The organism is Microvirga terrae (assembly GCF_013307435.2).
Classification (GTDB): domain Bacteria; phylum Pseudomonadota; class Alphaproteobacteria; order Rhizobiales; family Beijerinckiaceae; genus Microvirga; species Microvirga terrae.
Map to the genome: position 1 here is coordinate 1,817,002 of NZ_CP102845.1, position 12,351 is coordinate 1,829,352.

Here is a 12,351-nt window from a genome sequence, read left to right on the forward strand (position 1 = left end):
GAATCAATGCCGAAGGGATGATCGTGGCGCAGGGCACCTTGGCTCGAAAGCCGGAAGTCACAATCGACCGCGCCGGGGAGCAGACGACGGTCCGACTCTCCGGTCCGTGGACGGCGCCCCATGCCCAGACGATCGAATCCCTGGTCCAGGAGATCGAAACGGACGCGGAAACCTTCCCACTTACCCTTGATCTGAGTGGCGTCGAGCGTCTCGACACCCTCGGCGCCTGGACGCTCAACCGCACACGGCACGAGCTGTCCGGCAAGGGGCAGGTCGATTTCGCCAATGCCACGCCGGAGCAGAAGATCCTGCTGGACGAAGCGGCCTTCCGTGACTTCCAGGGCGCCTCGAAGCCCCGGCATTCCCGGATGGTCGACTTCCTCGTGGATGTCGGTCAGAGCGTCGCGGGTGCCGGCCGGGACATGGTCGGCGGCGTCGGGTTCCTGGGCGAGCTCATCTCCGCGCTAATCCGCGTGGTCGTCCATCCTCGCCGCTTCCGCGGCACGGCGGTCATCAATCAGCTGGAGCAGATCGCCTATCGGGGCGTTCCGATCATCGTGCTGATCTCGTTCCTGGTCGGCTGCATCGTCTCGCAGCAGGGCATCTTCCAGCTCGTGAAGTTCGGCGCGACCCCGTTCGTCATCGACCTCATCGGCATCCTGGTCCTGCGTGAATTGGGCGTCCTCCTGACCTCGATCATGGTTGCGGGCCGCTCCGGATCCGCCTTCACGGCCGAGATCGGTTCCATGAAGATGCGGGAGGAAATCGACGCCCTGCGGGTCATGGGGCTCGATCCCATCGAGGTTCTCATCGTGCCGCGAATCATGGCGCTGGTGATCGGGCTTCCGCTCCTCACCTTTATCGCGTCGATCGCGGCGCTCGTCGGCGGCGGCCTGACCACCTGGGTCTATGGCGACATCAGCCCGGACATCTTCCTGAACCGCCTCCGGGCCGCCGTCAGCCTGAACACCTTCCTGGTCGGCATGATCAAGGCTCCCTTCATGGCGCTGGTGATCGGGATCATCGCCACCCTGGAAGGCCTGGCGGTCGAGGGCTCGGCCGAGTCCCTGGGGCGTCACGTGACGTCCTCCGTGGTGAAGGCCATCTTCATGGTCATCGTGCTCGATGGCCTCTTCGCCATGTTCTTTGCAGCGATAAATTATTGACATGATGCTCGAACGGCGCCCTTCCGACCTGACCAAGAACCGCGACGTGATCATCAGCGTGCGCGGGGTCGAGGTCGGCTTCGGAGAGAGAACGATCCTTAAAGGGCTCGATCTCGACGTCTACCGCGGCGAGATCCTCGGTTTCGTCGGCGGTTCGGGCCAGGGGAAGTCGGTCCTCACGCGGGCCATCCTCGGTCTCGTGCCCAAGCGCGCGGGCACCATCCAGGTGCTGGGTCAGAACCTCGACGACCTGTCTCCCGAGGAGCGCCGCCAGCTCGAGCGGCACTGGGGCGTCCTGTTCCAGCAGGGCGCGCTGTTCTCGGCCCTGACCGTGAAGCAGAACATCCAGGTTCCGATGCGGGAATACCTGCACCTGTCGGACCGCCTGCTCGACGAGCTTGCCATGCTCAAGATCGAGATGGTGGGGTTGAACCCCGACGCGGCCGACAAGCTGCCATCCGAGCTGTCCGGCGGCATGATCAAGCGCGCCGCCCTGGCGAGGGCGCTGGCTCTCGACCCCGAAATCGTTTTCCTCGACGAGCCGACCTCGGGGCTCGACCCCATCGGAGCCGGCGAGTTCGACGACCTGATTGCGACGTTACAGCGGACTTTAGGCCTGACCGTATTCATGGTAACCCATGACCTGGACAGTCTCTATTCGGTCTGCGACCGGATAGCGGCTCTCGGCGAGGGAAAAATTCTCGCGGAGGGTCCCATCGAGGTGATGCTGGAATCGGATCACCCGTGGCTTCGCTCTTATTTTCATGGGAAACGGGCACGCGCGGTCATGGCCGGCGGCGCATAAGGGTAACGATGGAAACGCGTGCAAACTACGCCTTGATCGGCCTCTTCACCCTGGCGGTGATCGCAGCCGCCTTCGGCTTCATCTACTGGTTCTCTGGTGGCGAGCGCGGTCAGGCCCGCCAGAGCATCCGCATCGTGTTTTCCGGCTCCGTCTCCGGACTCTCGCAGGGCTCGAGCGTGTCCTTCAACGGCCTGCGGGTCGGCGATGTGACAAGTCTCGACCTTCTGCCGGAGGATCCCCGCCGCGTGGTCGCCATCGCCACGGTCAACAGCAACACACCGATCCGGTCCGATACCCGCGCCCGCCTGGAATACCAGGGCCTGACCGGAGTGGCGAATGTCGGTCTGTCCGGAGGCGAGCCAGGCGCCCCGCCGCTCGTGGCCGGCCCCGGGCAGCCCATGCCGACAATCTTCGCCGATCGCTCCGACTTCCAGGATCTGATCGAAACGGCGCGCAACATCGCCCGCCGGGCCGATGACGTGCTCGAACGGGTGGGGCGGGTCGTCTCCGACAACGAGGGTGCCATCAGCCGGACGATCCAGAACGTGGAGCGCTTCTCCCAGGCACTCGGCGAGAACTCGGAGGGCATCGACCGCTTCTTGGCCCAGATTGGACAGGCGGCCGAAAAGGTCGGGCCTCTGGCCGAGAAGCTTGAGACGCTGGCGACCAATGTCGATGCGGTGGTGCGTGCCGTCGATCCGCAGCGCGTGACCCGCATCGTCGAGAACGTCGAGGGCTTCTCCCAATCCCTGGGCGAGAGCCGGGAGGCAATCACCAACACCTTGCGCAATGCGGACAGCCTCGTTGGCCGTCTCAACGAGACCGCCCCGAAGCTCGACAGCGCCGTCGGTGATATCTCGAATATCGCGAAAGCCATCGATCCGGCGAAGGTCGGGCGCACCGTCGACAAGGTCGAAGAGGTGGCCAATTCGATCGACGGCCAGCGCGTTTCCCGCATCGTCGAGAACGTCGACAACTTCACCGCTGCCCTCGGGGAGAACCGTCAGGTCGTGAGCGAGGCGCTCAAGGATGCTGCGAGCCTGATCGACCGGTTGAACGAGACTGCCCCGAAGCTCGATTCGGCCGTGGCGGAGATCGCCGAGATCGCCAAGGCCGTCGATCCGGCCAAGATTGGCCGTACGGTCGAGAACGTCGACACCTTCACCCAGACCCTGAGCCGCCGCAGCCCCGATATCGACAAGGCGATCCAGGAAGCGCGCTCGATCACCGAAAAGCTCAACAAGTCCGCCGACAAGATCGATGCCGTTCTGGCCGGGGCCGAGAAGTTCCTCGGCTCGGCGTCCGGGGAGGCCGGGAAGGGAGCTTTCGACGAGATCCGCTCGGCGGCCGTGGCCGTGCGTGACCTCGCCAACGACCTCAACACCCGGACCGAAGGCATTCAGGGCATTCTCGGAGGCGTCAACCGCTTCACGGAATCGGGACTGCGGGAATACGAGGCTCTGGCGGTCGAGGGCCGTCGCACCCTGGGGGACATCAGCCGCGCCGTCCGGAGCATCGAGCGTAATCCACAGCAGTTTCTTTTCGGTGGCCGTTCGAATCTCCCCGAGTATAGTGGACGCCGCTAAGTAACCAGTATGCGTGGATCCTCCGTGTTAACCCCCCTGAAAGATCGAGCCTGCCTGCTTCGGGACCTTGCCCCGGTGCTGGTTCTGGCCGCCTTGACCGGCGCCTGCTCGTCAGGGCCGGCACCGGCGACGTTCGACCTGTCGGCGCCGACGTCCCGAATCCGGGGCGCGGCTGGCGTTCAGGTCCTGGTCAACGAACCCGCGGCTCTGCAAGCGCTTGCGACCCAGCAGATCCTCGTAAAGGACGCGAGCGGCTCCGTGTCGTTCATCGGGGGAGGGCAGTGGGCGGATAATCTCCCGCGGCTGATCCAGACCCGCCTGATCAACACGTTCGAGAACGCTTCGCAGCTCCGGGGCGTCTCGAGACCGAGCAGCGGCGCCGTCGCGGACGTTCAGCTCATCTCGGAGCTGCGCCGGTTCGAGATCGCCACTCCGGACAACCTGGCCGTGGCCGAAATATCCGTGAAGATCGTCAGCGACCAGAACGGTCGCATCGTCAACGGCCGCATCTTCCGCGCCAGCGTCCCGGCCAGCGCCGTGGACGCGCCGAATGCCGCCCGTGCCCTCGACGAAGCCCTGTCGGTCGTGATGCTCGACATCGTGCGCTGGGTGAGCGGCAGTCCGCTGCCGCGGCGCGAGGAACCGGGTGACCTGGGCAGCCAGTCGCAGGTGCCCGACAGGGACAAAGCTCCAACCTGACAGGCCTGCGCGCCAAGTGCAAAACCCAAAAGGGCTCCGGAGACCTGGAGCCCTTTTGGGTGATTTATTCACCGTTCGTCTGGGACTGCACGAGGTGGTGCAAACTATTGTGCCGGAGGCGAACCGTCCGGAGAAGGTGCATTCGACGTCGGGAGACTGATGGAAAGCGAAGTCGGAGCCGCAGCGGCGGTGCCATTGATGTAGGACTTCGTCACCTTGTCGACCCGCTGGCCATTCCTGCTGATACGGGTGTCCGATGCAACGCGCGGCCATGGGTCGTCGATATGCACGACCTTGTTGTAGGCTATCGCATCACCGGCGGATGCCGTGATCGTGTCGCTGTGCTTGATGTAATCCGCACATGCGCCAAGAGCGAGCACGGGCAGGAGCCCTGCGCAGGCAATGAGGGAAACCTTAGGGCTTGACGATCTTCTTGCGGACATTGGTCCTCTCCGGCTTCAAGTCGATGATATGCCCAAAAGGTCCGACAATGCCCGTCCCCTCGGCGAAGCGGCGCTGCATGTCGGCGTTGACCTCCAGGTTCCCGAGCAGGAAGAACTCCGCGTCGTTGCTCGGCTTCGCTGAATCGAGCGGCGTGCGCAGAGGTTGACCGGGCTTTGCGGGGCGTACCAGATGCGGCGTCACCTATACGCATGGCCTTCTCCAATGCTGATGCATCGTTTCGGTCGCGATTCAAGCAAGGACGTGGACCCAGTCTCAAACGACTCCAGACCAATGCGCGGGGCCATGTCTATGCGATATAACGATATATTGTTATCATTCTACAAGCGCGAAACAAATAGCGAATTGTGATCGATGCACTGCCGAAATGTAGGAGTTGCTCCGGTCGCCCGTCGGACGATCTTGGAACAAGCATTACAAAGAATGCGCCCGATTACGAATATTTATGGCGCGATACGATCGTCTGCCCAAGAAAAGACTATTCTCTGTAGAAGCTTAAGGAGGTTGTCAGGTGTATATTCCTTTATAGACACTCTGCGTGCTCATGCGCCTCTTACGTAGCGAGAACTCTGTTAGATCTTGCGAAATTGCATACTGGGTATTGCCAAGCCGCAAGGAAACGGATCGTTCCTGATGGCCCAGGACAGTGTTTGCCACGTGAACTTGGGCCTCCGTAAGCTTTTCACCGTTGAGATTGCGTCAGCAGCACCGCAAACTGACAAGCTGGCAGACTTACAATTGTGAGAGCTTTCAGCGAGATCGTGCATTGTAGGGCATGAATTCCACATCTCGTAACCAGCATCACGAGAATTTAAGCTTAACGTTTTCTTTACGTCGACGACACACAATAACAATGCTGTCGAGGGCTCTCGGCAATACGTGTGGCTCGCTGTGTGAAGAAGATCCTCTATGCAAATAATCAAGATCGCGGCCCTCACTGGCCTTTTCGCCGCAGCCGGGTCGGCTGCTTTGGCTGCAGACCTTTCCCGCGTCTTTGTGTCGTCGCCGACGACAATGCGGGATTTCAGAGAATCCTCTCGCGGGTTGTACCTGCGAGGGACGCTCGGCTACGCCGATTATAAACATCCTGAGGCTGACGTCGCGGTTCAACCGGATATCCATGGTCTCAGCCGCGAGAGGTTGGCTCACGCTGCAGTCATCGGCACCGGCCTCGGATATCGCTTCAATGCCAATGTCCGGGCGGATGTCACGCTAGATCACACCTTCGACGCTCGCTTCAAAGGTGTCGTGCCAGGGCCGATATCCGGCACGACCACACTCGCGGATTCCGGTCAGTTCCAATCGTCGACTATCATGGCCAATGGCTACCTGGATTTCAGGCCGGTGATGGGCCTGACGCCTTACGTCGGCGCCGGCCTTGGCGTGGCACACAACGTTCTCTCTCAGCAGGTGCTGACGATCTACGATCCGGAGACAGGGATCGGCGCCTCAAGGTCGATCGCTGGCGGCGACAACTTCAGTCTGGCATGGGCAGTAATGGCTGGTGTCGCATACCAGTTGTCATCGAATTTCACATTCGATCTTGGCTACCGCTATGTAAGCATGGGCGACGTGAAAACCCGCGCCTTCGATAATGGTGCCGGATTGGAGATGGAGTCGATCGGCGCTCATGAGATGCGAGTAGGCGTCCGCTACACGTTCAATTGAGAACACAGTCGGGTCGGACGTCTCACACGGCCGAGAATACTCTTCCCATCCCGCAAGGCGCGACAGCCCGTGGCTCATGGTCGAGCTCCAAATAGGCAACAAGCTTTCGTCGAGCCGCAGCGATGCCGCGAAAAAAGCCCTGGAGCCCGCAAAGCAGAAACGCGGCCCGCAGGCCGCGTTTCTTACCGTCTCAGTTTGATCCCAGTCACTCGAACCGGCCGCTCGCGTGGGCCAGCATGGTGTAGACCTTGCCGGTCTCCGACGTCAGATAGGTCTTCGTCAGCATGGAGTCGCGATCGTCGCGGGATACTTCTGACAGCAGGCGCTCGAACTCCTCGACATATCGATCCACGGTTTGCCGGAATTCCTCATCCCGGCGGTACTTGTGGCGAATCTCGTCGAAGGTCTGCTGCCCCTGCAGCGTATAGAGACGACGGGTGAACACGTTGCTCTCGCCGCGGCGATAGCGGTCCCACAGCTCGACAGCCGCCTCGTGGTCGATCATCCGAGCGATATCGACCGAGATCGAATCGAGGGACTCGAGGCTGTTCGTGCGGGCGCGGTCGGTCCTTCCCGGCGTGCGGGCCGGTTCCACTGCCTCGTCGCGAGAGGCCCGGTTCAGGAGATCCGAGAGCCAGCCGCCGCGGCCGCCGGCATCACGGGCGGGAGCCTCGTCCCTCCGGGAAGCCGGACGTTCGGCCGGCTGAGCCTGACGAACCGGCGCAGAAGCCGGAACTGGAGCAGGGCTCAGGGCCGGAGCGGCCGGAGGCTTGGGTTCGGCCTGCCGGGCGATCGTCGGGGCGGGGGCGGGCGTCTGCGCGATGCGCTGCTCGACCGCGGCCGCGACGGCCGCCATGGTGGCGGCAACCGGGGTCTCGTTGGCCGCAGCCTTGCGGGGCTGCGGAGCCGGAGCGGCGTCGACGAGACGGTTCGAGCGGGACACGAGAGCCGACAGTTCGTTGAGGGCCTTGATCTGATCGGCGACGACGCGACGCATGTTGGCGCTCGCTTCCTGTGTCTCCTGCGGCAGCTCGACGACGCCGCGGCGGAGTTCCGCCCGGGTGGCCTCCAGCTCTCGCTGGATTTGACCCGTCATGCCGCGCAGTTCGCCCATGGTGTCGCGGAACTTTGTCGTGGCGTTGGTCAGCGCCTCGGTCATTTCGGCCGCTGCCTGTTCGTAGCTGGTGCGCAGGGCGGCCGCCGTGCGGGTGCTTTCCTCGCCCGTGGTGGCGCGGATGCGCTCGAATTGCTCGCCGATGGCGTTCGTCGTCGTCTCCGCGGCGGCGGCAAGGACCGCCCCGAGCTGCCGCGCCTTGGCATCGGCGTTCTCGAGAGAACCTTCCATGACGGTCGTGAAGGATCGGGTGACGGTTTCCAGTTCTTGCGAACGGTCGGTGATCCGGGCGAGGAGCTCGTCCAGGGCACTCTGACGGCTGGACAGCGCCTCGCTCATGCGCGCTTCGACACGCTCCAGCGCGGTCGTCGCTTCGGTGAGGGTTCGCATCTGCACCTGGGTGGTGTCGGTGAGCGCGCGGCCGCGCTCCTCGAGGCTCTGGGCCAGTTCCATCGCCTGCTGGATGGCTCCGGACGATACGCTGCGCAGCGCGTCCACCTGATCGGCCACCTGATCGGAGGCACGCCCCGTCTGGCTGGCGATTTCCGAGAGAAGCGACTCGATGTGCTGGACCCGTCCGGCCAGCCCGTCCTCGACGGCGCCAAGATTGCTGCTGGCCGAGGCCGCAACCTGCTGGAGCAGACGATTGGCGTCTTGCAGGCGACCCAGCACATCGGTGAGTTCGCCCCGCAGGCGGTCGCTGGTGCCGGTGAGCGTCTGAACACTCTGCTGAGTGCCTTCGTCAATGGCGCTGCGCATGGCTTCTGTCGATTGCGCGTAGGAGGCGGTCAGCTCCATCGTGCGCTCCTGGAGCGAGGAGAGCAGGGTGGTGCTGCGCTCTTCGAGGTTGCGCAGGGTGGTCTCGCTAATGGCTGTGACTTCGCGCCCGATGAGGTCTCCATGGGTGCCGAGATTCTCGACGAGGGACGCGCCCTGCGTGTCGAAGATTGAGCGAATCTCGTCGATGCGGCTGGTCAAGGAGCCGAGAACAGCCTGCCCCCGCTCGTCGATGGTCTCGGCAACGCCGCTGAGACGGTTGACGACCCGGTCTTCGAGCATCGTGACGCTCTGGTTGAGGGCGATGGAAATCTCTTCCGCGCGGCGTCCGAGGGTCTGGTTGATCTCGAATGCCCGTGTACCGAGGGTCTCCGTGATCTCGTCGGCGCGACTGCCGAGAACCTCGTTGATCGTGGCGATGCGGCCATCCAGGGACTCGCTGATCTGCTCGGCTTTGGATGCCAGAGTATCGGCGATCGAATTGGTTTTGACAGTGATTGCCTGACTGATCTCATCGACGCGCGCTTGAAGTGCGGTCGCCACGTCGCGTCCCCCCTCCGCCATGACACGGGCCATTTCGCCGGTGCGGATGACGAGAGCCTCGTTCAGGGCGGTGGAGCGGGCACCGAGAACCGAGTCGACCCGCTCGACGATGGTGTCGAAATTGACGGCGATCTCCGAGGTGCGGCGGGTGGCGTGCTCCTCGAGAGCGGCAAGCTGGGTCTCGATCGCCGTAGTTGCCTCGCGGGCGCGCTCGGCGAAGGATTCGGCTACGGTGCGGCCCTGCACGGTGATGAGGCGGTCCATCTCCTCGAAGCGGCCGCTGATCGTCTCCGTCAGGCTGCCGACGTCGCGCGACATGCGCTCGGCCATCTCGCCGCCGCGGGCCATGACGCCCTCGAAGGCGGTGAGGCGCGAGCCCAGTGTTTCTTCCATCTCGCGGGTGCGGGTGTCGACCGTCGTGGAGAGGGTTTCTGCGGTGCGGTTGAGAACTTCGTTGACGCGCGATCCCTGGGACGCGATGGCGAGAACGATGTCCTTGGCGGTTGTGGCCAGGCGGGTATGCGCTTCGTCCGTGTGGCGGGAAAGCGCCTCGGAGAACTCCTGTCCCCGCGACTCGAACGATGTACGGAATTCCTCCACCTGATTGCCCATGAGGAGCGAGACGCGCTCGCCGGCCTGAGCGAGGCTGGTCTCCAGGGCCTGACCTTGGACGGTCACCGACTCGCTGACTCGCTGGCTTGCCGTCTCCAGGCGGTTGGCCAGATCCTCGACACGGGTGCCGATGGATTCGTCGGCAAGGCGCACCGCGCTCTCCAACTGCTCGCGCACCTCTGCACCGCGCTGATCGATCTCACGAGTGACGTCGGCTGCGGTCGTCGCCAGGCGCTCACGGAACTCGTTGCCGCGCAGCACGATCTCCTCGACTACACCGGATCCGGTGGCGGCGAGCTGCTCGCGAACCTGTACGCCACGAGTCACGATCTCCTCGCCCACGGCGGAGCCTGCGGTGGCGATCTGATCCCGCATTTCCGCAGTGCGGGCCGAGATGTCGTCGGCGATCACGCCGCCGGTGGCTGCCAGCTTCTCCGTGATTTCGCTGCCCCGCTGGGCGAAGCTGTCTTCCAGGGTGCGGGCCGTCGACTCGAAGGCCTCACGCACGTCGTTGCCCTGCTGGGCGAGAGCGTCGATCACGCCGCGACCCGTTTCCGCAAGGGTGCGAGTGACCTGGCTCGCGCCTTCCTGGAGGTGGCGGGTCAGAAGATCGCCGGTGCGCTCGAAGGCGCCGGTGATGTCCTGCGCCTTGCTCTCGAGCGCACCCGTGATGATGGTGCCGACCTCGGAGATGCCGTTCTTGATCTCTTCGCTCGAGCCCGAGAGGCGCTCCACCAGCTCGACGCCGCGGCTTGCCATTTCCTCGACGACACGCTCCCCCGCGCGGCCGAGGGCCTGGGTGATGTGATCGCCCTGCTGTTCCAGCGACGCGGTGACCTTGTCGCCGGCGCCGCTGACGGCGGCAACGACGCGTTCGCTAGCGCCGTCGAGATCCTGGATCAGATTCTGGTGCACGCCCGTGATCGAGCCGCGCACGCGCTCGGCGTTCGACACGATCGCCTCGCGCTGCGCCACGAGTTCGTCGATCAGAGATCGGATGCGGATCTCGTTGTCGGAATAGGCGCGTTCCAGCGTCGAGATCTCGCTGCGCACGAGGGTTTCGAGTTCTCCCGCGCGGGCGAGAGCGCGCTCGACCCCGTCGCCGACGGCGGCGACCTCACGGCGCACGGCCTGCGAGACCGAGAGAACCGCGTCGGTCGAGAAGTTTTCGGGCTGGGCCAGACGCGCGGCGACTTCGCCGACCGCGCGCGCGACCAGCTTCATCTCCTGCGAGCGGACGGTGAGCATCGCCGCAATGAAGAACAGGAAGACCGGTGCCACGAGCCCGACGGCACCAAGGGCGAGCTGCGAGGTCGAGAAGGTGGCGAGCAGTTGTTCGGGAGTCGTGATGCCCTGCCCATAGACGAGGGCTCCCACGCCACCGAGCCAGAGCAGGGAAGCGAGTGCGGCCAACCAGTAGGCGCGGCGAGAGGGGCGGATCTGAAGAGCCTGCAGCATCACGCCCACGTTCTGGCGGTCGTCGTTGGCCACGGAGCTCCGGTCGGGGGCGATGAAGCCGGAGCGGGCCATGTCGTCGAGCCTGGGGTCATGGTCGTCTGCCTGGGCGGACAGGGAATCGGAACCAAGCCCGAACGGACCCTTGGTGAAGTCGTGATCATCGATGTCCGGCAGCTTCGGCTCCTCGTATGGCTTGCCGCCTGAGCGCTCTGGAGTGTGGATCACGAATGTCTCTTCAAGATTGAGCGCCTGCTCGACAGCCGACAAGGCTGCCTCGGCCGGGTCCTTCATTTTCTTGTTCTCGGTCGCCATGATCCGCCCTCGTGACGCAACTGATGATGGTTGAAGCCGCCTTCACTCACTACAACGACGAGGTGAATGCCTGGCTCCAACCGGTGCGAAGTCCCATTTAGAGAATTCCGCACGGTAATCTGTCATTTACCAAGCAAGTCTAGCGGCCGATCTGAAACAAGGAAACCCGATGTCCCCTGCCAATTATGAACGTCGTTAACGGCTTAGTAACCTGCTCTACCGGGGAAAATTGCGGCGAAAAGACGGCAGGTTTCGTATGCGTCTCTCGTCTTCCGGCGCAGTCTGTCTTAAGTATGCGCCGACAAGCAGAGGTCCGCAATGATCAATATTACGTTCGTCGATGCCGAAGGCACGGCCCGCACCGTGGAGGCGGAGGAGGGCGCAACCGTGATGGAAACGGCCATCCGCAATGGCATTCCCGGGATCGAGGCAGAATGCGGGGGAGCCTGCTCTTGTGCCACCTGTCACGTCTATGTCGCCGAGGAATGGGAGGCGGCGACGGGTCAGCCTCAGCCCATGGAGGAGGATATGCTCGACTTCGCCTACGACGTGCGTCCCAACTCGCGGCTTTCATGCCAGATCCGCGTCAGGCCCGAGCTTGACGGGCTTGTCGTTCACACGCCCACCCGTCAAGGTTGATCCGGAGATAAGCTGATGTTCAAGACGATCCTGGTACCTGTCGACCTCGGGGAAGTGGAGGCGGTGCAGCCCGCCATCGACAAGGCGGTGGAACTCGCTACCGCCTCGGGCGGCACTCTGCGCCTGATCTATGTGCGCGCCATCGTCCCGGTGACCTACATGGAGTTCATGCCGCCGACCTTCGACGAGGAGCAGCAGGGCGAGGCGGAGAAGCGACTGGCGGACCTAGCCGCCAAGGTGGCGCTTCCAGCGGAGCGCGTCTCTGCCGTCGTCCGGCTCGGCTCCGTCTACAACGAAGTGCTGGACGAGGCCGAAAAGACCGGGACCGACCTCGTCGTCATCGGCTCGCATCGGCCGACCATGGCGACTTACCTGCTCGGATCCAATGCCGCCACCGTCGTGCGCCACGCCAAGTGCTCGGTGCTGGTGGTGCGGGCCTAGGCCAAACATTCCAGGGTCGTGGCCGGTCCGGCCACCGCGATCTTGTGTGGCTCGGCGCTTCGAGCGATC

Annotated in this window: 9 protein-coding genes; 7 read left to right on the forward strand and 2 right to left on the reverse strand. The window is 63.7% G+C overall.

Annotated features, from left to right (window positions below; genetic code table 11):
• Positions 1-17 precede the first annotated feature (17 nt).
• From HPT29_RS08505 to HPT29_RS08520, 4 genes are read left to right on the forward strand one after another with little or no spacing between them, the layout of a single operon-like run.
• Entirely contained in the window at positions 18-1,166 is a 1,149-nt protein-coding gene (locus HPT29_RS08505; RefSeq protein ID WP_173949518.1) for an MlaE family lipid ABC transporter permease subunit, read from the forward strand.
• Between the two features lies 1 nt (position 1,167).
• Positions 1,168-1,971: an ABC transporter ATP-binding protein gene (locus HPT29_RS08510; RefSeq protein ID WP_173949517.1), complete on the forward strand. Its 804-nt coding sequence runs from the start codon at positions 1,168-1,170 to the stop codon at positions 1,969-1,971.
• 8 nt (positions 1,972-1,979) lie between these two features.
• The gene (locus HPT29_RS08515; protein ID WP_247654508.1) at positions 1,980-3,557 is read left to right on the forward strand and encodes an MlaD family protein; all 1,578 of its coding nucleotides are present in this window, start codon (positions 1,980-1,982) and stop codon (positions 3,555-3,557) included.
• A 24-nt stretch (positions 3,558-3,581) separates the two neighbouring features.
• On the forward strand, positions 3,582-4,256 hold the full coding sequence (locus tag HPT29_RS08520; RefSeq protein WP_259060522.1) for an ABC-type transport auxiliary lipoprotein family protein: 675 nt from the start codon (positions 3,582-3,584) through the stop codon (positions 4,254-4,256).
• Positions 4,257-4,670: 414 nt separating this feature from the next.
• Here the strand turns inward: HPT29_RS08520 and HPT29_RS08525 are convergent, their stop codons facing one another.
• Positions 4,671-4,901 (reverse strand): hypothetical protein, encoded by a 231-nt coding sequence (locus HPT29_RS08525; RefSeq protein WP_173949514.1) that lies wholly within the window; start codon positions 4,899-4,901, stop codon positions 4,671-4,673.
• Between the two features lie 726 nt (positions 4,902-5,627).
• On the opposite strand from HPT29_RS08525, the gene HPT29_RS08530 reads away from it, so the two are divergent.
• The gene (locus HPT29_RS08530) at positions 5,628-6,386 is read left to right on the forward strand and encodes an outer membrane protein (RefSeq protein WP_173949513.1); all 759 of its coding nucleotides are present in this window, start codon (positions 5,628-5,630) and stop codon (positions 6,384-6,386) included.
• A gap of 205 nt (positions 6,387-6,591) precedes the next feature.
• Here HPT29_RS08530 and HPT29_RS08535 read toward each other — a convergent pair whose 3' ends face one another.
• Positions 6,592-11,202 carry an apolipoprotein A-IV repeat region-like domain-containing protein gene (locus HPT29_RS08535; RefSeq protein WP_173949512.1) on the reverse strand — a complete coding sequence of 1,537 codons (4,611 nt, stop codon included), beginning with the start codon at positions 11,200-11,202 and terminating at the stop codon, positions 6,592-6,594.
• Positions 11,203-11,520: 318 nt separating this feature from the next.
• Here HPT29_RS08535 and HPT29_RS08540 point away from each other — a divergent pair, with 318 nt between their 5' ends.
• Together HPT29_RS08540 and HPT29_RS08545 are read left to right on the forward strand one after the other, a co-directional pair.
• The gene (locus tag HPT29_RS08540) at positions 11,521-11,841 is read left to right on the forward strand and encodes a 2Fe-2S iron-sulfur cluster-binding protein (protein WP_173949511.1); all 321 of its coding nucleotides are present in this window, start codon (positions 11,521-11,523) and stop codon (positions 11,839-11,841) included.
• 15 nt (positions 11,842-11,856) lie between these two features.
• Entirely contained in the window at positions 11,857-12,282 is a 426-nt protein-coding gene (locus HPT29_RS08545; protein WP_173949510.1) for a universal stress protein, read from the forward strand.
• Positions 12,283-12,351 lie beyond the last annotated feature (69 nt).